The sequence below is a fragment of the Burkholderia sp. AU6039 genome (assembly GCF_002223365.1).
Taxonomy (GTDB): domain Bacteria; phylum Pseudomonadota; class Gammaproteobacteria; order Burkholderiales; family Burkholderiaceae; genus Burkholderia.
Window position 1 is genome coordinate 1819760 of the sequence record NZ_NKFK01000005.1, and the last position, 19326, is coordinate 1839085.

Here is a 19326-nt window from a genome sequence, read left to right on the forward strand (position 1 = left end):
ATTCGAGGGCCCTTTCATGTCTTCCCGCCTGCATACGACGCTCGGCGACGAGCTGTACGCCGCATGGCACGCGCGTGCGCCGGTCGCGCCGCTGTCGAGCCGCCCGCGCCGCCTGTCGCTCGACGACGCGTACCGCATCCAGCAGCGCTTCATCGAACGCCGCATCGAACACGGCGAGGCCGTGGTCGGCAAGAAGATCGGCGTGACGAGCCAGGCCGTGCAGGACATGCTGAACGTGCGCCAGCCCGATTTCGGCATCCTGCTGTCGGGCATGCACTACGCGGCCGGCGAAGCGATCGCCGCCGATACGCTGATCGCGCCGCGCGCCGAGGGCGAGATCGCGTTCATCCTCGCGCGCGACCTGCGCGGCCCCGGCATCGACCGCACCGACGTGATCGCCGCGACGGCCGCCGTCGCGCCCTGCTTCGAGATCGTCGATTCGCGCATCCGCGACTGGGCGATCCGCATCGAGGACACCGTCGCCGACAACGCATCGTGCGGCGTGTACGTCCTCGGCGATGCACGCGTCGATCCGCGCACGCTCGATCTCGCCGCGTGCGAGATGACGATCGACAAGAACGGCGAGCCCGTCGCGCAGGGCCGCGGCGACGCGGCGCTCGGCCACCCCGCCGACGCGGTCGCGTGGCTCGCGAACACGCTCGCCGCGTACGACGTGCCGCTGCTCGCCGGCGAGATCGTGCTGTCGGGCTCGCTAGCGAAACTGATTCCGGTCACGGCCGGCGACGCGCTGTCGATGCACATCTCCGGCATCGGCAGCTGCGACGTCCGCTTTATCTAAAGGAAAAATCCTGATGAAGAAAATCAAATGCGCACTGATCGGGCCCGGCAACATCGGCACCGACCTGCTCTACAAGCTGCGCCGCTCGCCGGTGCTCGAACCCGTGTGGATGGTCGGCGTCGATCCGGCGTCCGACGGCCTCGCGCGGGCGCGCGAGTTCGGCCTGAAGACCACCGACAAGGGCGTCGACGGGCTGCTGCCGCACGTGGCAGCCGACGACATCCGCATCGCGTTCGACGCGACGTCGGCGTACGTGCACCGCGACAACTCCGACAAGCTCACCGCGCTCGGCGTGAAGATGATCGACCTCACACCCGCCGCGATCGGGCCGTACTGCGTGCCGCCGGTGAACCTCGACGCGCATCTCGACAGCGCACAGGCGAACGTGAACATGGTCACGTGCGGCGGCCAGGCGACGATCCCGATGGTGTACGCGGTATCGCGCGTGCAGCCGGTCGCGTACGGCGAGATCGTCGCGACCGTGTCGTCGCGCTCGGTCGGCCCCGGCACGCGCAAGAACATCGACGAATTCACGCGCACGACGTCCGGTGCGATCGAACAGGTCGGCGGCGCACGCAAGGGCAAGGCGATCATCGTGATCAACCCGGCCGAGCCGCCGCTGATCATGCGCGACACGATCCACTGCCTGACCGACGGCCCGCCCGACGTCGATGCGATCACCGCGTCCGTGCATGCGATGGTCAAGGAAGTGCAGCGCTACGTGCCCGGCTATACGCTGAAGAACGGCCCCGTGTTCGACGGCAATCGCGTGTCCGTCTTCATGGAAGTCGAAGGGCTCGGCGATTACCTGCCGAAGTACGCGGGCAACCTCGACATCATGACCGCCGCCGCGGCCGCCACGGCCGAGCGTTTCGCCGAACAGATGCTGGCCGCGACGGCCGCCACCGCTTGAGTTGAGGAGCCACGCGATGTCACTTGCAGGCAAGAAGATCACCGTTCACGACATGTCGCTGCGCGACGGGATGCACCCGAAGCGCCACCAGATCACGCTCGACCAGATGCGCAACATCGCGCGCGGGCTCGACGCGGCCGGCGTGCCGCTGATCGAGGTCACGCACGGCGACGGGCTCGGCGGCGCGTCGGTCAACTACGGGTTCCCCGCGCACACCGACGAGGCATACCTCAGCGCCGTGATTCCGGAGCTGAAGCAGGCGAAGGTGTCGGCGCTGCTGCTGCCGGGTATCGGCACCGTCGAGCATCTGCGCATGGCGCACGCACTCGGCGTCGGCACGATCCGCGTCGCGACGCACTGCACCGAGGCGGACGTGTCGGAGCAGCACATCGGCCTCGCGCGCACGCTCGGGCTCGATACGGTCGGCTTTTTGATGATGGCGCACATGTCGTCGCCGGCGCAGCTCGTCGTGCAGGCGAAGCTGATGGAGTCGTATGGCGCGAACTGCATCTACATCACCGATTCGGCCGGCCACATGCTGCCGGATGACGTGACCGCGCGGATCAGCCAGGTGCGCGACGCGCTGAAGCCGGAGACGGAGCTCGGCTTCCACGGCCACCACAACCTCGCGATGGGCGTCGCGAACTCGGTCGCGGCGGTTGCCGCCGGCGCGAACCGGATCGATGCGGCCGCGGCCGGCCTCGGCGCCGGTGCGGGCAACACGCCGATGGAAGTGTTCGTCGCGGTGTGCGACCGGATGGGGATCGAGACGGGTGTCGACGTGTTCGCGATCTCGGACGTCGCCGAGGATCTCGTCGTGCCGATCATGGACGCGCCGATCCGCCTCGACCGCGATGCGCTGACGCTCGGCTATGCAGGCGTCTACTCGTCGTTCCTGCTGTTCGCGAAGCGCGCGGAAGCGAAGTACGGGATTCCCGCGCGCGACATCCTCGTCGAGCTGGGGCGGCAGCGGCTCGTCGGCGGGCAGGAGGACATGATCGAAGATGCGGCGCTGACGATGGTGCGGGCGCGGGCAGTGGCGGCCTGAACGAACGCGGCCGGCAATCGTCCGGAAGCGGCGGGAAACGGCGGGAAACGGGGCGCGAGCCCCGTTTTCATTTCGGATGCGCGGATCGAGTCACCTCGATCATGCATCGCCCGCCGACTTCAGCGATGCTTCCCCCCGTGCCGCTTGCGCCGATGCGCTTCACGCGCCTGCAACAGCGACGGCATCAGTTCCTCGATGTATTGCCGCGCCTGCCCGCGCGTCACGATCTCGCTGAAGCGCTGATGGGCCTTGTCATGGCCGACCAGCGCCGCATGCGCTTTCTTCAGGATGTGCAGATACGCGATCAGGCTCGTACCGTCGCGCACGGGCAGCGCATCGCGCGGGTCGAAGGCCGGTGTCGTACTCATGATCCGATCCTTTGCGGGCAGTCGCTGCGGCACGTCGTGGAGACGAGCGCCAGCAGGTCGTTCGCGAGGCGGTCGCGATCCGTCAGCGGCGCGAGGCCGAACAGCCGCTCGAGCGTCGCGGCAACCGACGCATGATCGTACGGCGTGTGATCGACCTGCCCGGCCGCGACCCACGGCGAAATCACGATCGCCGGCACCCGCACGCCATACACGTCGAACCCGAAGCCGCTCGCGTTCAGCGTCGCCGCCGCGCCATCGTTCGGCGGCGGCGCGGCGCCCGGCCTGACCGAATCGTAGAAGCCGCCGTGCTCGTCGTAGCAGATCACGAGCAGGCTGCTGTTCCATACCGGCGATTGGCGGATCGCGTTGTACACGCGCGCGGCGAGCTGGTCGCCACCGGCGAAGCCGTCCATCGGGTGTTGCGAGCTGCCGTTCTGGTAAGTGCCGTGCACGATGTCGCCGTAACCGGGCTCGATGAACGTATAGCGCGCCGTATAGCCGGCCGCGAGATCGGCCTCGAAATGCGCGAGGTCGTCGATGTCGAAGAAGCTGATGCCCTTCAGCGACGCAACCTGCGGCACGTGGCCGAGCGGGTCGCCGGTCTGGTCCTGGTAGATGCGCCAGTTGTCGTCGCCGAGCGCGGCGAAGATCGACCCCTTCGGATACGGAAAGCCGTCGAACGCGTCCCATCCGGCCATTTCTTCCTTGGTCGGCGAATGGTCGAGCCCGGCCGACGACGCACCGTGCAGGAAAAAGCGGTTCGGCCAGGTCGGCCCCGGCATCGACGCATGCCACGCGTCGCACAGCACGAACGCGTTCGCGAGCGCGTGCAGCGACGGCGCCCGCGTCGCGATATCGACGCCCTGCATGATCTTGCCCGCATCAGCCGGCTGCGGCGGCGTGCCTTCGGAATGCGAGGTCGCGTAGTTCGACACGAACCCGGTGTTGACGACCGGCGGATACGGCTGCCCTTTCACGAACGGCACGCCCGCGCCGCACAGCTGCTCGAGCACGTCCGTGAATTCGTGGCACGGATCGGTCGGCATCCGGTCGGGCGCGCCGCCGCCGAACGGATAGACCGCATCGCCGTACGCGTTGCTGTTACCCGGCGACGCGGCGACGATATCGGGGTAGCCCGACAGCGCGAACAGGTGATCGAAGGAACGGTTCTCGAGCATCAGCACGAACACGTGCTGGATGCGGTCCTGAACCGATGGGGATGCGGGGGCTGCGTCTGCACTCATGGCGCCTCCTGGCGTCGCGCGACGAAAGTCCTGCTGGCACGGTCGTTGGCCCGCTGAAAGCTGCTGAAGGGATTGAAAGCCACGGTGCGGGCCGCGAATTGCCGACGAGTGTACGACCGCCCCGGCCCGCGCGTAAAGCCGCACGCGAACCGTGTGGCGGCGCGCGCATTCAGCCGCTTGCCGGCCCGTTGCACGAGGCCCTGCCAGACTGGGCGTCGACCGTTTCAACTTCATCGTCGACCGTACGAGCAGGTCGCATCACGCGCCGACCACCGAGACGACCGTCGATGACGACGCGTTTCGCCGGCTCGTGCGATTCGTGACGGGGGGATTGTCGGCGCGCTGGGCCGACGTGAAGCTGCGGCAGAATCGTGCGCGCGTGGCGCCGGATTGCCGGCTCGCGTATCTCGACATGCTGACCGGCACGGATTTCGCCGACGACATCCGCGGGCTCGATACGCGCTTCCTGGTGATCGTCGGCGACAAGGATCCGGGGGCTCGACGCCGCGGCGATGCAGGCGACCTTTCTCGCGTGGCATCCGAACGCGCGGCTCGTGACGATACCGAATTGCGGGCATTACCCGATGCAGGCATGTCCGCCGTATGTCGCGATGATCGTCGAGGATTTCCTGCGGGACGCGGCCGCCTGAGCGTTGCGCACGCGCGGCGGCCGGTAAAGGCGGTATTGGCCGCCGCGGCATGACGATGCCGGCGGCGACCGGCGGACGGCACGCGATGTGTCGTCCACCCGGTTCGTCCGGCCTCGTCGGCCGGACGGGATTCGATCGGCGAGGCGGTGCTGCGTGCCCGCGCCAACCGTTGCCGCTTAACGGCGCGGTTGGCCGGTGCGCGGCGGACGCGGCGAATTCGCGTCCTTGTGACGGAAGTTGATGCGGCCCTTGGTGAGGTCATAGACCGACAGTTCCAGCGTCACGCGATCGCCCGCGAGAATGCGGATGTGGTTCTTGCGCATGCGGCCCGACGCGTACGCGCCGACCACGACGCCGTTTTCCAGCGTGACACGGTATTTGCTGTCCGGCAGCACTTCGTCGACGATTCCGTCCAGTTCCAGCAGTTCTTCTTTTGCCAAACCAATTCCTCCAGACAAGGTAATTGACCGCGGCCGCGGCGATCTGCCCGGCGCCGTGCCCCACAACGGGACGGCGGCCGGCAGGCTGCCGGGGATCGGTTCGTTCAGACGGGCCCAGGGCCTGTCTTGCGATCGGAGCCCGGCGCGTTGCGGCGTTCAGGCGGTCGGTGGCGGCGGCGCATGGAGCGCCGCGCAAGTCGGGACCGCGCCTGCAACGGCATGGCGTCGGTCTGCTCGGGTTGATGCGTTGAAGCGGTGATGCGCTCGCGAAGCGGCGGCCGCTTCACGAAGGCGTTGCGTCGCACGCGGGTCGCGCATGCGATGAGGGAGGCGTCACGACCGATGCATCGCGGATGTCGCGATGCATCGGTCGTGCGCATCGGAAACGCGCCGGCTGCCGCCAAAGCGGCGCCCTGCGCGCCAATCCATCCGGCAGCGGCCACCGCGTGGCGGCCGTTGCCGATGCGACTTACTGCGGCGTGATGTTCGACGCTTGCAGACCCTTCGGGCCGCGCTTCACTTCGAAGCTGACCTTCTGGCCTTCGGCCAGGGTCTTGAAACCCGTGCCGCGAATTTCCGAGAAATGGGCGAACAGATCGTCGCCGCCGTTGTCCGGGGAAATGAAACCAAAGCCCTTGGTTTCGTTGAACCACTTGACGGTACCGGTATCCACAAATACTTCCTTAATACAAATGACGAATAATTGAACATGCGCCCGCGACGGGCACATAAAGAATCAAAAGAGGGAGAGACCAACGACCGCCGCACGGAGTGCGGCCAATGATGAGCAATCGAACTTCTTGAACACTTCGGTCATGGACACTACGCGCGAGTGGCCGTTTCGTCAAGTGTTTTTGATGCGGCGCACAAGCCCCCCGCCGGGTGCGCCTTACGCAGCGGGGGTTGCCGGCCGACGGGACGTATTTCGATGCGCCCCCTTTTTCGGCCGGCCCGCCGGTTTTTACTGCGGCTCGAACACGTGATGCAGCGCCGGCGGCGCGGCGCCTTCGCGAATCCGCATTTCGAATGCCTTACGCGCGACGCTCGTCGGCCGCACGTCCGCCACGTCCAGGTAGAACTGCGAATACCAGTCGCGCATCTGGTACAGCGGCCCGTCGCCTTCGCACAGCAGCGGATTGTCGATCCGCGTCTTGCTGTGCCAGATGTCGACGTCCTCGTAGAACGCGCGCTGCGCTTCCTTCACGTACGCGTTCGCGATCTCCATGTTCTGCGCGTCGGTCAGCCCGGCCACCTTCTTCACGATCACGCCGTAACGCAGCTCGAAGCTGTTCATGTCGATCGGCACGTGGCAGTTCAGCAGCACCGAGTGGATCGGCTGCCCGCCGCTCTGCCCCGTCATCTGCGTGATGTGCACGGCCGGCCCGAAATACGTCGACAGCGCGGTCAGCGCATCACCGCCGAGCTTCTCGCTGCGGCCGACCATCAGCTGCGTCGCCTTGTGATCCTCGAACAGGTTCGCGAAATAGTCGATCGGCGCGCGATGCACGGTCGCGAAGTGCGCGACGTCCGAGATGTTGTCGACCAGTTCGCGGCAGTTGGCCTGGATCACCATCTTGTCGACGACCCAGTCCGACCATTCGTCGGAGAAGCACACGTCGAGCCGCGGAATCGCGACTTCCGGCGGCGGCGCGTTGCCTTCCGGGTCGTTCCACACGAACAGCAGGTTGTTTTCCTCGCAGGTCGGCCAGGCACCGATGCGCGCCTTCGGCGGGATCCGCCTGCAGTACGGGATCGATGCGCACTGCCCTTCGCCGCTCCACGCCCAGCCGTGGAACGGGCACACGAGGTGGTCGCCCTGCACCGTGCCGAGGCTCAGGTCGGCGCCCATGTGCGGGCAGTAGGCGTCGACGACGTTGACCTTGCCGGTCGAATCGGCGAACGCGGCGAGCTTGCGGCCGAACGCGTTCAGCGTGTGCGGCTTGCCGTTCTTGAAATCGCTGGCGAGCCCGAGGCAGTGCCAGCCGCGCGCATAGCGCTGTGCGAGCGGCTGGGCTTCGATCTTGTAAGGGCGTGCGGACATGTGGGTTGACTCCTCTTGTGGAGAGCGCGCGGCGGCCCGCCGCGCGCGGGGGAAATGGGGGGCGCCGGTCAGCGCATCGGGTTGCCGGATTCGAGCGCGGGCGACGGCTTCAACGGCGCCGGGGCCGCCGGCGACGGCTGCTGCCGGTGCGCCACGCGGCGCTCGGCCCGCTCGACGCCGAGCCAGGCGGCGAGCGCGGGCAGCAGGAACACCGCGCCGAACAGGTTCACGAGGAACATGAACGCGAGCAGCACGCCCATGTCGACCTGGAACTTCAGCGCGGAGAACGCCCACGTGCCGACGCCGATGAACATCGTGACGGCCGTGAACAGCGCCGCGGTGCCGCGCTGGCGCATCGCGTCGGCGAACGCGTCCGGCAGCGTCGCGCCGTGGCGGAGGTCGTGCTGCAGGCGCTCGTACAGGTAGATGCCGTAGTCGACCCCCACGCCCACGCCGAGCGTGATCACCGGCAGCGTCGCGACCTTCAGCCCGATGCCGAGGCGCGCCATCACGGCGTTGCACAGGATCGACACGAGCGTGAGCGGCACGATGATGCACAGCACCGCGCGCCACGAGCGGAACGTGACCGCGCAGAGCAGCGCGATCGCGCCGAAGATCGACAGCAGCATCGCGATCTCCGCGTCGCCGACGGCCTCGTTGGTCGCGGCCATCACGCCGACGTTGCCGCCCGCGAGCCGGAACGCGACGTTCGGCGTCGGGTTCTCGGCCGCGAAGCGCTTGATCTCGTCGACGATGTGCGCGATGGTCGTGCCTTCGTGGTTCTTCGTGTAGATCAGCACCTGGATCGCCTTGCAGTTCGCGGTGTTCATCCCGTTGTCGGGGTCGAACGCGTTGGAACCCTGCGTGAGCCCGTCGCTGGAACGCGGCAGCGCGGCCCAGCGCGGATTGCCCTCGTTGAACGCGGCGATGAACACCTTGCCCTGCGACGACACGCTCGTCACCGACTGCACGCCGGCCACGCCGCGCATGTTCATCTCGAACCTCTCGATCGCGCTCATCACCGGGTAATGCAGGCACGCGTCGTCGAAGCCGGTCGTCTCGACGATCACCGACAGCACGTCCACGCCGATGTTGTACTGGTGCGTGATCGCCGCGTTGTCGAGGTTGTAGCGCGAGTTCGCGCGCAGCTCCGGCGCGCCGGTGCCGATGTCGCCGATCTCCAGCTTGCGCGATTCGAGCGTGCCGTAGGCGAGCAGCGCGAGCGCCACCGCGAACACGCCGAGCGCCGGCGCCGGCCGTGCGAACACCGCGAAACGCGACCACATCCGGCTGCCGCCGGCCGCCGCCGTGCGCTGCGCACGCGCCAGCGTGCCGCGCTCGAGGCGCGTGTACGACAGCAGGATCGGCAGGAACACCTTGTTCGTCACGATCATCAGCAGCACGCCGAGGCATGCGGTGATGCCGAGTTCGCGCACGATGTCGATCCGGATCCGCATGATCACCATGAAGCCGAGCGCGTTGGTCAGCAGCGCGACGGTGCCCGGCACGAACAGCTTGCGGAACGCGTCGCGCGCGGCATCGACCGACGACGCGCCGCGCACCAGCGCCTGCTTCCACGCGTTGGTCATCTGCACCGCGTGCGACACGCCGATCGAGAAGATCAGGAACGGCACGAGGATCGACATCGGGTCGATGCCGAGGCCGAGCAGCGGCAACGCGCCGAGCAGCCATACGACCGGCAGCAGCGCGACGACGAGCGCCAGCACGGTGGTCTTCAATGAGCGCGTATAGGCGAACAGCAGCGCGGCCGTCACGAGGAACGCGAGCGCGAAGAACGCCATCACGCCCGCGATGCCGTTCTCGACGTCGCCCACCAGCTTCGCGAAGCCGATGATGTTCACGTCGATGCCCTGCTTCGCGTACTTCGCGCGGATCTCCTCCAGCTGGCGCGCGACCGCGCTGTAGTCGAGCCGCTTGCCGGTGGCCGGATCGGTCTCGCGCAGCTCCGCGCGGATCAGCGCCGACTTCAGGTCGTTGCCGACGAGGCGGCCGATCTGCCCGGAACGCGCGACGTTGCGGCGCACCTTCGCGAGATCGTCCGGGTTCGCGCTCGAGAACTGGCCCGGCACGACCACGTCGCCGCGAAAGCCGGCCTCGGTCACCTCGGTGTAGTGGACGTTCGGCGTGAACAGCGAGAACACGCGCGAGCGGTTCACGCCCGGGATGAAGAAGACGTCGTCGGTCGCGTGGCGCAGCGCGTCCATGAACGTCTGGTTGTAGATGTCGCCATCGCCCTTCCAGCGCAGGCTCACGAGGATCGTGTTGGCGCCGGGAAACGCGCCCGCATAGCGCTCGAACACCTGCATGTACGGGTGCTGCATCGGGATCATCTTGTTGAAGCCCGGATCGAGCTTCAGCCGCGTCGCGGACAGCCCGAGCGCGAGCGTCACCGCGACGCACAGCAGCATCAGCAGCTTGCGCCGGCGGATGATCGTGTCGGCGCAGCGCTCGACGAACGCGGCGAGGCGCGACGCGGGAACGGCTTCAGGGGGGCGTGACAGGTCGTTCATGGAATTCTCTTGTCGATGCGAAACGAACGGGAGCAGGCAGCGGGACGGCCGCGCGTCAGGACGGCGTTGACGCGGCCGCGCCGGCGAGCGGCGCGACGCCGGCCTCGCCGCCGAGCAGCAGCGCGCCGTGGCCCATGTCGAGCACGGCCGCGAGGCTCTGCACGCCGCCGAGCTTGCGCACGTCGAAGGTCAGCCCGCCGTCGCGCGACGCGACGATCGCGCCGCCCTGGCCCACCAGCACGAGTTCGCCGTCGGCGAGCTGGGCCGCGCCGAAGTACGACACCGGCACGTGGCTGTCGACGTGCGTCCAGGTCGCGCCGCGATCGGTGCTGCGCACCACGTTGCCGCGCATTCCGTACGCGACCCAGTCGCCGTTCGCGAGCATCAGCGCGCCGAACAGCGAACCGGCGTACGGCGACGGCAGCTTGTCCCACGTCGCGCCGTTGTCGGTCGAGCGCAGCAGCGTGCCGCTCTCGCCCGCGACCAGCAGGTTGCCGTGGCCGTCGCCGACGATCGCGTTCAGGTGACGGTCGCCGCCCGGGGTTTTCACGGTCTGCCAGGTGAGGCCCGCGTCGTCCGAGCGCAGCAGCTGGCCGAAGCTGCCGGCCGCGAACAGCGGGCCGCCGGCCGTGCCCCACACGGACAGCAGCGGATCGGCATGCGCGTGGTCCATGTGCACGTCGCGCCAGTGCAGGCCGGCGTCGTCGCTGCGCACGATCCGGCCGTCGTGGCCGACCGCGATGCCGAGCGTCGGCGTGATGAAGCGCACCTGCGTGAGCGTCGATGCGTGGTCGGGTGTGGTCGACGCCGGCCGCCAGTGGGCGCCCGCGTCGTCGCTCAGCAGGATCACGCCACGTTCGCCGACCGCGACGATGCGCGCGCCGGCCCGGGCAAGCCCGTTGATCTGCAGCCGGTCCGCGTGGATCGCGGTGACCGGGAACGCCGGCAGCGGGCGCGGCGAAAACGCGAACAGCGCGGCGCCGAGCACCAGCGCCGACATCGCGAGTCCGGGCAAAGTTCGTTTCATCGCTTGTCTCCTGTGTCTGCGTTCGACGACGGTTCGCGCCATCGCGCCCACCGCCGTCGCCTGCATGTCTCCGGGCCGTCGGTCGTTGCCGCGGCCTCGAATGGTCCTGAATGGCGGGCCGCTCGTGCGGCGCGGCCCGTCCGCGTGCCGCTACGCGCCGACTTCGAACAGCGCGGCGGCGCCCATCCCGCCGCCGATGCACATCGTCACGACCGCGTGCCGCACGCCGCGCCGCGCGCCTTCGAGCAGCGCGTGCATCGTCATCCGCGTACCCGACATCCCGAACGGATGGCCGAGCGCGATCGCGCCGCCATCGACGTTCAGCCGGTCGTCGGGAATGCCGAGCGTGTCGCGGCAATACAGCGCCTGGCACGCGAATGCCTCGTTCAGCTCCCACAGCCCGATGTCGCCGACGGTCATCCCGAAGCGCGCCAGCAGCTTCGGAATCGCGAACACCGGGCCGATGCCCATCTCGTCGGGCTCGCAGCCGGCCACCGCGAGGCCGCGGAACGCACCGAGCGGCGTCAGCCCGCGGCGCACCGCCTCGCTGCGCGACATCACGACGACGGCCGCCGCGCCATCCGACAGTTGCGACGCATTGCCGGCCGTCACGAACGCGCCCTGCTCGACGACCTTGCCGCCGCTCCATGACGGCTTCAGCCCCGCGAGCCGCTCGGCCGTCGTGTCGGCACGCACGCCTTCGTCGCGCGCGGCGTTTACGTCCTCGAAGCCGGCCGGGTTGCCTTCCTTGTCGAACAGCGCGCGCCGCACGTCGAGCGGTGCTATTTCCGCGTCGAAGCGGCCGGCCGCCTGGGCGTCGGCCGTGCGCTGGTGGCTCTGCAGTGCAAATTCATCCTGCGCGGCACGCGAGATCCCGTAGCGGCGCGACACGATCTCGGCCGTCTCCATCATCGCCATGTACGCGGCCGGCTGGTGGTCGAGCACGGCCTGCGAGCGCGCGCGATACGCGTTCTTGTGCTTGTTCTGCGTGAGCGAGATCGACTCGACGCCGCCCGCGACGACGATCCGCGCATCGCCCGCGCCGATGCTGCGCGCGGCACTCGCGATCGACATCAGGCCCGACGAGCACATGCGGTCGATCGCCATGCCCGGCACCGATGCCGGCAGCCCGGCCGCCGCCGCCGACAGGCGGCCGATGTTGTAGCCCTGCGTGCCCTGCTGCGCGGCGCAACCGATCAGCACGTCGTCGACGTCGGCCGGCGCGACGCCCGCGCGTCCGAGCGCGGTGCGCACGACGTGGCCGCCCAGCGCGGGCGCCTCGGTGTCGTTGAACATGCCGCGAAACGCCTTGCCGATCGGCGTGCGTGCAACGGAAACGATGACTGCGTCTTCCATGTGTCTGGCTCTCTGAAACTAGAAGTAGTAGCGGCTGATCGTGTCGGCCACGCAGCCGGGCTTCGCTTCACCTTCGATCTCGACGCTCACGCGAATCCAGGCCTGCACGCCGCCTTCGAGCGGCTCGACGCGCAGCAGCTCGCCGACGCCGCGCACGCGCGCGCCGACCTTCACCGGTGCGGGGAAACGGATCCTGTCGCAGCCGTAGTTGACGCCGAGCCGCGCGCCGTCGATCCGCACGATCTGCGGCAGGAAGTGATTGACGAGCGACAACGTCAGGTACCCATGCGCGATGCACGCGCCGAACGGGCCGTCCTTCGCGCGCACCGGGTCGACGTGCACCCACTGGTGGTCGCCCGTCGCATCGGCGAAGCCGTCGATGCGGAACTGGTCGATCGCGAGCCATGCGCTCGCGCCGAGCGTGTCGCCGACGGCCGCCGCGAGTTCGCCGGGATGCGCGAACACGCGGGGCGTCGCGCGCACGGGGTCGAGGGTCGTGCTCATCATGCGTGCTGGCTGCTGACCGACAGCACTTCGCCGGTCATGTACGACGCGTAATCGCTTGCAAGGAACACCATCACGTTCGCGACCTCCCAGACTTCGGCGGCGCGCCCGAAGGCTTCGCGCGACGCCAGTTGATTCAGCAGGTCGGCCGGAGCCGACTTCTTCAGAAAATCGTGCATCGCGATGCTCGGCGCGACCGCGTTGATGCGCACGCCGTACGGCGACGCCTCGAGCGCCGCGCAGCGCGTGAGCGCCATCACGCCCGCTTTCGCCGCCGCGTAGTGCGCCTGTTCCGCCTGCGCGCGCCAGCCGAGCACCGATGCGTTGTTGACGATCGCGCCGCGGCCTCGGGCCTGCATATGCGGCAACATCGCGCGCGTCATCCGGAACGTCCCGGTCAGGCTAATGTCGATCACGCGCGACCATTCGGCATCGTCCATATCGACGATGCGGGTCGAGCCGCCGAGCCCCGCGTTATTGATCAGCACGTCGACGCCGTCGAGCTTGTCCTGCGCTTCGGCAACCAGCGCCTGCACGTCGGCCTCCACCGAGACATTGCACAGGCGGCCGTAGACCTGTTGCAGCCCCGTTTCGGCGCGCAGCGTCTCGACCGCCTGTTCGAGGCGCTTTTCGTGGATGTCGGAGATGAACAGCGCGCGGCAGCCTTCTTCCGCACAGCGGCGCGCGGCCGCGGAGCCGATGCCGGCGCCGGCGGCCGCCGTGATCAGCACCGATTTGCCGGCGAGCAGCTGGTGGCCCGGCACGTAGGCCGGCGCTTTCTGGATCTGGGGTTCGGTCATGCTGTTCCTCTGGCTTCCCTGGGCATGCCGAGCCCGCGCTCGGCCATGATGTTGAGCTGGATTTCGTTGGTGCCCGCGTAGATCGTGTCCGCACGGGAGAACAGGAACACGCGCTGCAGATGGGTGAGTTTTTCGTCGGCCGGGTCGATCACGTTCGCGCGCGGGCCCAGTGCGTCCATCGCGAGCTGGCCGAGGTCGCGGTGCCAGTTCGACCAGAAATACTTGTAGATCAGCGCCTCGCGGCGCAGCGGCGTGCCCGCGCCGGCATCCGTGTCGTCCGCGCCGGACAGCATCCGTAGCGCGTTGTAGCGCATCACGCGCAGCCCGGCCCATGCGCGGCCGATCCGCTGGCGCAGCACCGGGTCGCGGTCCGCGCCCGATTCGTGCGCGGCGTCGATCACCCATTCGAGTTCGCGGACGAACTGCATCTGCTGGCCGAGCGTCGACATCCCGCGCTCGAAGCCGAGCAGCGTCATCGCGATCCGCCAGCCGTCGCCGGGTGTGCCGACGAGGTCGCGGGCTTGAGCGCGTGCGCCGTCGAAGAACACTTCGTTGAATTCGGCACCGCCGTTGAGCTGCCTGATCGGCCGGATCTCGATGCCCGGCTGGTCGAGCCGCATCAGCAGGAACGACAGCCCCTTGTTGCCCTTCGATGCGGGATCGGTGCGCGCCAGCACGAAGATCCAGTCGGAATCGTGTGCGAGCGACGTCCAGACCTTCTGTCCGTACACGCGCCACGTACCGTCCGCGTCCTGTTCGGCACGCGTGCGCACGTTGGCGAGGTCGGAACCCGCGCCGGGCTCCGAATACCCTTGGCACCAGAACTGTGTGCCAGCGAGGATGCCGGGCAGGAAGCGCGCGCGCTGGTCGTCGGTGCCGCACGCGACGAGCGTCGGCCCGAGCAGCCCTTCGCCGATGTGCCCCATCCGCCCGGGGCCGCCCGCGCGTGCGTATTCCTCATGGAAAATCACCTGCTCGGCGACCGAGAAGCCGCGCCCGCCGGCGTCCGTCGGCCAGCCGAGCCCGGTCCAGCCGCCCTTCGCCAGTTCCTGCTCCCACGCCTTGCGCAGTTCGGGCCACGCCTCCTCGTCGCCGGGGCCGCCGCGGTATTTCAGGCATGCGAAGTCGCCGGTCAGGTGCGACTGCACCCAGTCGGCCACTTCGTGCCGCAATTGCTGTTCGCGCGTTTCGCTGTTCATTGCAGGGCTCCTGCGCGTGCGGCCGACGGCCGGGATGCCACCGCGGCGGCGGGGGCGAACGCTGCGTCGCGATGCGATGCGCCGCCGTCGATCGCATGGGTCGCGATCCATTCGAGCAGTTGCGGCGTGCTGCCGAACTGCGCACCCGATGCCTGTGCGCGCTTGAAATAGAGATGCGGGTCGTATTCCCACGTAAAGCCGACGCCGCCGTGCAGCTGGATCGCTTCCTGTGCGCAGAACGCATACGCGTCGTTCGCGGCGGATTTCGCGGCGGCGATGTCGGCACGCAATGCGTCGCTCGGCTGCGTGCTGCCGGTTTCGGCATCCCACGCGTGTGCAGCCCCGAGCACGGCCGATCGCGCCGACTCGATCAGCACCATCATCTGCGCGCAGCGGTGCTTGACCGCCTGGAACGACGCGATCGCACGGCCGAACTGCACGCGCTGGCTCGTGTAGTCGAGCGTCAGGTCGAGGCATTGCTGGGCGCCGCCGAGCTGTTCGGCGGCGAGTGCGAGTGCCGAGAACCAGGCGGTCCGTTCCAGCACCTGCGCCGCCGCCGTGCCGCACGCGAGCAGCGCGTCGCGGCTCATGCGGGCTTCGTCGAACATCACGCGCGCGATCGGCCGTGTTGCGTCGAGCGTGTCGAGCGACGTGACTTTGAGGCCCGATGCCGCTGCGACGTCGATTGCGAACAGGCCGATCGATTGCCCTTCGTTCGCGATCCGCGCGGGCACCAGCAGCAGGTCGGCACGCGCGCCGTCGATCACCTGTTCGAGCGTGCCGGACAGCGCGTAGCCGCCCGCCGCTTCTTCCGCGACGACCGGCAACGACCGCGAAACGGTCGGCAAGTCGAACGGCAGCGCCAGCGTCGCGCTGCATGCGCCTTCTGCGATCTTCGCGAGCCAGCCGCTTGCCAGCGGCGTATCAGCGAAGCCAGCGAGCGCGGTCGCCGCAAGGCATGCGGTCGAAAAATACGGCACGCACGCCACGCGCCGGCCGAGCTGTTCCATCAGTACGGTCTGTTCGACTGCACCAAGCCCCAGCCCGCCGGCCGCCTCGGGGAGCGCAAGCGCATTCCAGCCGAGTTCGCCGGACAGCGCGGCCCACAACGCATCGTCGCGGCCGGCCGACTGCTCGAGCGCGCGGCGCACGTCGGCGGACGCGCTGCGTTCGGCGAGCACGTCGGCCGCCGCGTCGCGGATCATCGCCTGTTCGTCGGTGAGCGCCAGATCCATTTCTCAGCTCCCGTACACGCGCTGCGCGGGGCGCGCAGCGGCGAGCAGCTGCGCCACCGCCGGGCCGACCTCGGCCGCTTCCCAGCGCGCGCCGCGATCGACGCTCGGGCCGGTACGCCAGCCTTCCGCGACCGCGATCATCCCGCCCGCGACCTCGAACACCTGGCCCGTCACGTCGGCCGACAGCGCGCTGCCGAGCCACACGACCAGCGGCGCGACGTTGGCCGGATCGAAATAGTCGAAGCCGCCGTCCTCGGGCTTCTTCATCATGTCGGCGAACACGCCTTCCGTCATCGACGTGCGCGCGGCCGGTGCCAGCGCGTTCACGCGCACGCCGTAGCGCTGCAGCTCGGCCGCCTGCATCAGCGTGAGCGCGGCGATCCCGGCCTTCGCCGCGCCGTAGTTCGACTGGCCGATCGAGCCTTGCAGCCCGGCGCCCGAACTCGTGTTGACGATCCGCGCGTCGACCGGGTTGCCGGCCTTCGCCGCGTCGCGCCACACGCGCGCCAGCACGCTCGACAGGCAGAAGTGGCCGCGCAGGTGCACGCGCATCACGTCGTCCCAGTCGGTTTCGGTCATGCTCGTGAACATCTTGTCGCGGCAGATGCCCGCGTTGTTGACGAGCACGTGCACGTCGCCGAACACTTCGCGCGCCGCGTCGACGATCCGCTGCGCGGTGTCGACCTGCGTGATGTCGTCCGCATTCGCGAGCGCGCGGCCGCCGCCGCTTTTACCTCGACTGGCGATCTCGTCGACGACCGCTTGCGCGGCGTCGTGCCGGATGTCGTTGACGACGACCGCCGCGCCTTCGGCCGCGAACGCCAGCGCGTATTCGCGCCCGAGCCCGCCGCCCGCGCCGGTGATGATGACGGTGCGTCCGTTACAGATTCCCATGCTTGTGCCTCGCGGATAGTGAAGGTGACGCGCTCACAGGCGCTCGATGATCGTGACGTTCGCGAGACCGCCGCCTTCGCACATCGTCTGCAGCCCGTAGCGGCCGCCCGTGCGTTCCAGTTCGTGCAGCAGCGTCGTCATCAGCCGTGCGCCGGTCGCGCCGAGCGGATGGCCGAGCGCGATCCCGCCGCCGTTCGGGTTGGTCTTTTCATGCGGGAAACGGGTATCGGCGAGCCAGGCCTGCGCGACCGATGCGAATGCCTCGTTCATCTCGACGACGTCGATCCGAGACCAGTCGAGGCCGCTCTTCTTCAGCGCCGCCTTCGTCGCGGGAATCGGCGCGGTGAGCATCCACAGCGGATCGTCGCCGAGCACGCTCAGGTGATGGATGCGTGCGCGCGGCGTGAGGCCGTAGCGCTTCAACGCCTCCTCCGACACGATCAGCAGCGCGGCGGCCGCGTCGCAGGTCTGGCTCGCGACGGCGGCCGTCAGCGAACCGCCCGGCGTCAGCGGTTCGAGCGTCGCCATCTTTTCCAGCGACGTGTCGGGGCGCGGTGTTTCGTCGTGCATCACGCCTTCGAGCGGCACGATTTCCCGCTTGAAATGCCCGGCCTCGATCGCCGCAACCGCACGGCGGTGGCTCTCCAGCGCATAGCGCTCCATCGCGTCGCGCGACAGGTTCCAGTGATCGGCGATCCGCTGCGCGGCGACGAACTGCGACACCGGCTCATCGCCGAAGCGCGCGCGCCAGCCGGTGCTGCCCGAGAACGGGTCGTTGAAGCCGAGCGGCGCGGCGCAGGTCATCGCGGACGAGATCGGGATCTGCGTCATCGTCTGCACGCCGCCGGCCACCACCACATCCTGCACGCCGCTCATCACCGCCTGCGCGGCGAAGTGCACGGCCTGCTGCGACGAGCCGCACTGGCGGTCCACCGTCACGCCCGGCACCTGCAGCGGCAGCCCCGCTGCGAGCCAGCAGGTGCGCGCGATGTTGCCCGCGAGCGGGCCGATCGTGTCGACGCAGCCGAACACCACGTCGTCGTATTCATCGGCGGGAATCGCGTTGCGCTCGACCAGCGTCTTCAGCACGAAGCCGCCGAGGTCCGCCGCATGCACGTGCGCGAGCCCACCCTTGCGGCGGCCGGTCGGCGTGCGCAGCGCGTCGACGATATAGGCTTGTCTCATCAGTTCAATTCCTCGAGGTCGAAGGTCTGCGCGGGGCCGATCGGCAACGCGTCGCCGAGGATCGCGTCGGCCACGCGGGCCTTGTGGAACGCGCTGTCGCCCCAGCTGCCGGACAGCGCCCAGATGCGTTTCATGAAGATCTGCAGGTCGAGCTCCCACGTGTAGCCGATCGCGCCGTGCACCTGCATCGAGTGGCGTGCGGCCAGTTGCGCGGCCGATGCAGCCGCGAGCTTCGCGTGCGACACGAACACCGCGCGCTGCGGGTGATCGTCGGCGATCGCCTGCGCGGCGCGCGCCACCACCGGCCGCGCGAACTCGTAGCGGATCGCGACATCGGCGAGCAGGTGCTTGAGCGCCTGGTACGAACCGATCGCCTTGCCGAACTGCTTGCGCTGCGCGCTGTAGTCGATCGCGACGTCGAGCACGCGCTGCGTGAGGCCGAGCAGTTGCGCGGCGACCGCGAACGCGCCGTGGTCGAGCGCGCGGTTCAGCAGCGGCGCGGCCTCATCGGCGCTCGCGATGCGCGTGGCCGCCGACGGTTCCCAGTCGAGCGTGAACAGCCGCCGCGACGGGTCGACGCTGTCCACCGCGCGCCATGCGCATTGCGCCGGGTCGACGCGGTGCAGCTCGCCGCGGTGCTCGCACAGCAGCGTCTGCGCGACATGCACGTCGGCCGCATACGGATTCACCGGATGCACGAGCGCGACGCGCGCACGTCCTTCGGCGATGTCGCGCAGCAGCGCGTCGCGCCAGTCGCTCGCCGGCAGCCGCGCGAGCACGCCGGCCGACACGAGCGCCGTATCGAGCAGCGGCTCGGGGCTGCCGAAATAGCCGTAGGCCTGCGCGAGCAGCGCCCATTCCGCTTCGGTCAAGCCGAGGCCGCCGTGCGCCTCGGGCACCGACACGGCGGTCAGCCCCTGCGACGCGAACAGCGCCCACAGGTCGTCCGAGCGCCCGGTCGGCGTGGCCCACAGCTCGCGGATCAGCTCGGGCGTCATCTCGGTCATCAGCAGGCGCTTCACGCTGTCCGCGAGCGCTTCCTGGTCTTCATCGAATACGAAATCCATACGATGTCCGTTCTGTAAGGGTGGC

At 68.9% G+C, this 19326-nt stretch carries 19 protein-coding genes; 4 read left to right on the top strand and 15 right to left on the bottom strand.

Features of this window, described 5'->3' with window-relative positions; translation table 11 throughout:
* The first annotated feature begins 16 nt into the window (after positions 1–16).
* The 3 genes from dmpE to dmpG are packed head-to-tail and all read left to right on the top strand — an operon-like array spanning position 17 to position 2760.
* The gene (gene dmpE / locus CFB39_RS25860) at positions 17–799 is read left to right on the top strand and encodes a 2-oxopent-4-enoate hydratase (protein WP_039350783.1); all 783 of its coding nucleotides are present in this window, start codon (positions 17–19) and stop codon (positions 797–799) included.
* A gap of 13 nt (positions 800–812) precedes the next feature.
* Entirely contained in the window at positions 813–1712 is a 900-nt protein-coding gene (locus CFB39_RS25865) for an acetaldehyde dehydrogenase (acetylating) (RefSeq protein WP_046547936.1), read from the top strand.
* 16 nt (positions 1713–1728) lie between these two features.
* Positions 1729–2760 carry a 4-hydroxy-2-oxovalerate aldolase gene (gene dmpG, locus CFB39_RS25870; protein WP_089432764.1) on the top strand — a complete coding sequence of 344 codons (1032 nt, stop codon included), beginning with the start codon at positions 1729–1731 and terminating at the stop codon, positions 2758–2760.
* A 119-nt stretch (positions 2761–2879) separates the two neighbouring features.
* Here the strand turns inward: dmpG and CFB39_RS25875 are convergent, their stop codons facing one another.
* Both CFB39_RS25875 and CFB39_RS25880 read right to left on the bottom strand, forming a co-directional pair.
* Positions 2880–3128, bottom strand: a complete 249-nt coding sequence (locus tag CFB39_RS25875; RefSeq protein ID WP_089427378.1) for a hypothetical protein — start codon at positions 3126–3128, stop codon at positions 2880–2882.
* The gene (locus CFB39_RS25880; RefSeq protein ID WP_089474970.1) at positions 3125–4372 is read right to left on the bottom strand and encodes an alkaline phosphatase family protein; all 1248 of its coding nucleotides are present in this window, start codon (positions 4370–4372) and stop codon (positions 3125–3127) included. The genes CFB39_RS25875 and CFB39_RS25880 overlap by 4 nt, the downstream gene beginning before the upstream one ends.
* Before the next feature lie 352 nt (positions 4373–4724).
* On the opposite strand from CFB39_RS25880, the gene CFB39_RS40345 reads away from it, so the two are divergent.
* Entirely contained in the window at positions 4725–5075 is a 351-nt protein-coding gene (locus CFB39_RS40345; RefSeq protein WP_179257730.1) for a hypothetical protein, read from the top strand.
* Between the two features lie 123 nt (positions 5076–5198).
* Here CFB39_RS40345 and infA read toward each other — a convergent pair whose 3' ends face one another.
* From infA to CFB39_RS25960, 13 genes are all read right to left on the bottom strand, one after another.
* Positions 5199–5462, bottom strand: coding sequence for a translation initiation factor IF-1 (gene infA, locus CFB39_RS25895; protein WP_011355053.1), 264 nt, complete (start codon positions 5460–5462; stop codon positions 5199–5201).
* 469 nt (positions 5463–5931) lie between these two features.
* On the bottom strand, positions 5932–6135 hold the full coding sequence (locus CFB39_RS25905; protein ID WP_006483056.1) for a cold-shock protein: 204 nt from the start codon (positions 6133–6135) through the stop codon (positions 5932–5934).
* Between the two features lie 288 nt (positions 6136–6423).
* Complete coding sequence (locus CFB39_RS25910) at positions 6424–7503, bottom strand: Rieske 2Fe-2S domain-containing protein (protein WP_089474974.1); 1080 nt, start codon at positions 7501–7503, stop codon at positions 6424–6426.
* A 68-nt stretch (positions 7504–7571) separates the two neighbouring features.
* Positions 7572–10034, bottom strand: coding sequence for an RND family transporter (locus CFB39_RS25915; protein ID WP_089474975.1), 2463 nt, complete (start codon positions 10032–10034; stop codon positions 7572–7574).
* Between the two features lie 55 nt (positions 10035–10089).
* Complete coding sequence (locus CFB39_RS25920) at positions 10090–11061, bottom strand: YCF48-related protein (protein WP_089474976.1); 972 nt, start codon at positions 11059–11061, stop codon at positions 10090–10092.
* A 150-nt stretch (positions 11062–11211) separates the two neighbouring features.
* Positions 11212–12417 (bottom strand): acetyl-CoA C-acyltransferase, encoded by a 1206-nt coding sequence (locus CFB39_RS25925; protein WP_089474977.1) that lies wholly within the window; start codon positions 12415–12417, stop codon positions 11212–11214.
* 18 nt (positions 12418–12435) lie between these two features.
* Positions 12436–12921 (bottom strand): MaoC family dehydratase, encoded by a 486-nt coding sequence (locus tag CFB39_RS25930; protein ID WP_089475672.1) that lies wholly within the window; start codon positions 12919–12921, stop codon positions 12436–12438.
* Positions 12921–13721, bottom strand: coding sequence for an SDR family oxidoreductase (locus CFB39_RS25935; RefSeq protein WP_089474978.1), 801 nt, complete (start codon positions 13719–13721; stop codon positions 12921–12923). Before CFB39_RS25935 ends, CFB39_RS25930 begins: the two co-directional genes overlap by 1 nt.
* Positions 13718–14920, bottom strand: a complete 1203-nt coding sequence (locus CFB39_RS25940; protein ID WP_089474979.1) for an acyl-CoA dehydrogenase family protein — start codon at positions 14918–14920, stop codon at positions 13718–13720. Before CFB39_RS25940 ends, CFB39_RS25935 begins: the two co-directional genes overlap by 4 nt.
* A complete protein-coding gene (locus tag CFB39_RS25945) occupies positions 14917–16155 on the bottom strand; it encodes an acyl-CoA dehydrogenase family protein (RefSeq protein WP_089474980.1) in 1239 nt (412 codons plus the stop codon). Before CFB39_RS25945 ends, CFB39_RS25940 begins: the two co-directional genes overlap by 4 nt.
* A gap of 3 nt (positions 16156–16158) precedes the next feature.
* The gene (locus CFB39_RS25950; RefSeq protein WP_089474981.1) at positions 16159–17049 is read right to left on the bottom strand and encodes an SDR family oxidoreductase; all 891 of its coding nucleotides are present in this window, start codon (positions 17047–17049) and stop codon (positions 16159–16161) included.
* 33 nt (positions 17050–17082) lie between these two features.
* Positions 17083–18234, bottom strand: a complete 1152-nt coding sequence (locus CFB39_RS25955) for an acetyl-CoA C-acetyltransferase (RefSeq protein ID WP_089474982.1) — start codon at positions 18232–18234, stop codon at positions 17083–17085.
* On the bottom strand, positions 18234–19301 hold the full coding sequence (locus tag CFB39_RS25960) for an acyl-CoA dehydrogenase family protein (RefSeq protein WP_089474983.1): 1068 nt from the start codon (positions 19299–19301) through the stop codon (positions 18234–18236). The genes CFB39_RS25955 and CFB39_RS25960 overlap by 1 nt, the downstream gene beginning before the upstream one ends.
* Positions 19302–19326: the final 25 nt, after the last annotated feature.

Bases quoted from the DNA above. Each gene is read 5' to 3' on its own strand.
- dmpE (WP_039350783.1), top strand. From the start codon at position 17: ATGTCTTCCCGCCTGCATACGACGCTCGGCGACGAGCTGTACGCCGCA.
- CFB39_RS25865 (WP_046547936.1), top strand. From the start codon at position 813: ATGAAGAAAATCAAATGCGCACTGATCGGGCCCGGCAACATCGGCACC.
- dmpG (WP_089432764.1), top strand. From the start codon at position 1,729: ATGTCACTTGCAGGCAAGAAGATCACCGTTCACGACATGTCGCTGCGC.
- CFB39_RS25875 (WP_089427378.1), bottom strand. From the start codon at position 3,128: ATGAGTACGACACCGGCCTTCGACCCGCGCGATGCGCTGCCCGTGCGC.
- CFB39_RS25880 (WP_089474970.1), bottom strand. From the start codon at position 4,372: ATGAGTGCAGACGCAGCCCCCGCATCCCCATCGGTTCAGGACCGCATC.
- CFB39_RS25910 (WP_089474974.1), bottom strand. From the start codon at position 7,503: ATGTCCGCACGCCCTTACAAGATCGAAGCCCAGCCGCTCGCACAGCGC.
- CFB39_RS25915 (WP_089474975.1), bottom strand. From the start codon at position 10,034: ATGAACGACCTGTCACGCCCCCCTGAAGCCGTTCCCGCGTCGCGCCTC.
- CFB39_RS25920 (WP_089474976.1), bottom strand. From the start codon at position 11,061: ATGAAACGAACTTTGCCCGGACTCGCGATGTCGGCGCTGGTGCTCGGC.
- CFB39_RS25925 (WP_089474977.1), bottom strand. From the start codon at position 12,417: ATGGAAGACGCAGTCATCGTTTCCGTTGCACGCACGCCGATCGGCAAG.
- CFB39_RS25930 (WP_089475672.1), bottom strand. From the start codon at position 12,921: ATGAGCACGACCCTCGACCCCGTGCGCGCGACGCCCCGCGTGTTCGCG.
- CFB39_RS25935 (WP_089474978.1), bottom strand. From the start codon at position 13,721: ATGACCGAACCCCAGATCCAGAAAGCGCCGGCCTACGTGCCGGGCCAC.
- CFB39_RS25940 (WP_089474979.1), bottom strand. From the start codon at position 14,920: ATGAACAGCGAAACGCGCGAACAGCAATTGCGGCACGAAGTGGCCGAC.
- CFB39_RS25945 (WP_089474980.1), bottom strand. From the start codon at position 16,155: ATGGATCTGGCGCTCACCGACGAACAGGCGATGATCCGCGACGCGGCG.
- CFB39_RS25950 (WP_089474981.1), bottom strand. From the start codon at position 17,049: ATGGGAATCTGTAACGGACGCACCGTCATCATCACCGGCGCGGGCGGC.
- CFB39_RS25955 (WP_089474982.1), bottom strand. From the start codon at position 18,234: ATGAGACAAGCCTATATCGTCGACGCGCTGCGCACGCCGACCGGCCGC.
- CFB39_RS25960 (WP_089474983.1), bottom strand. From the start codon at position 19,301: ATGGATTTCGTATTCGATGAAGACCAGGAAGCGCTCGCGGACAGCGTG.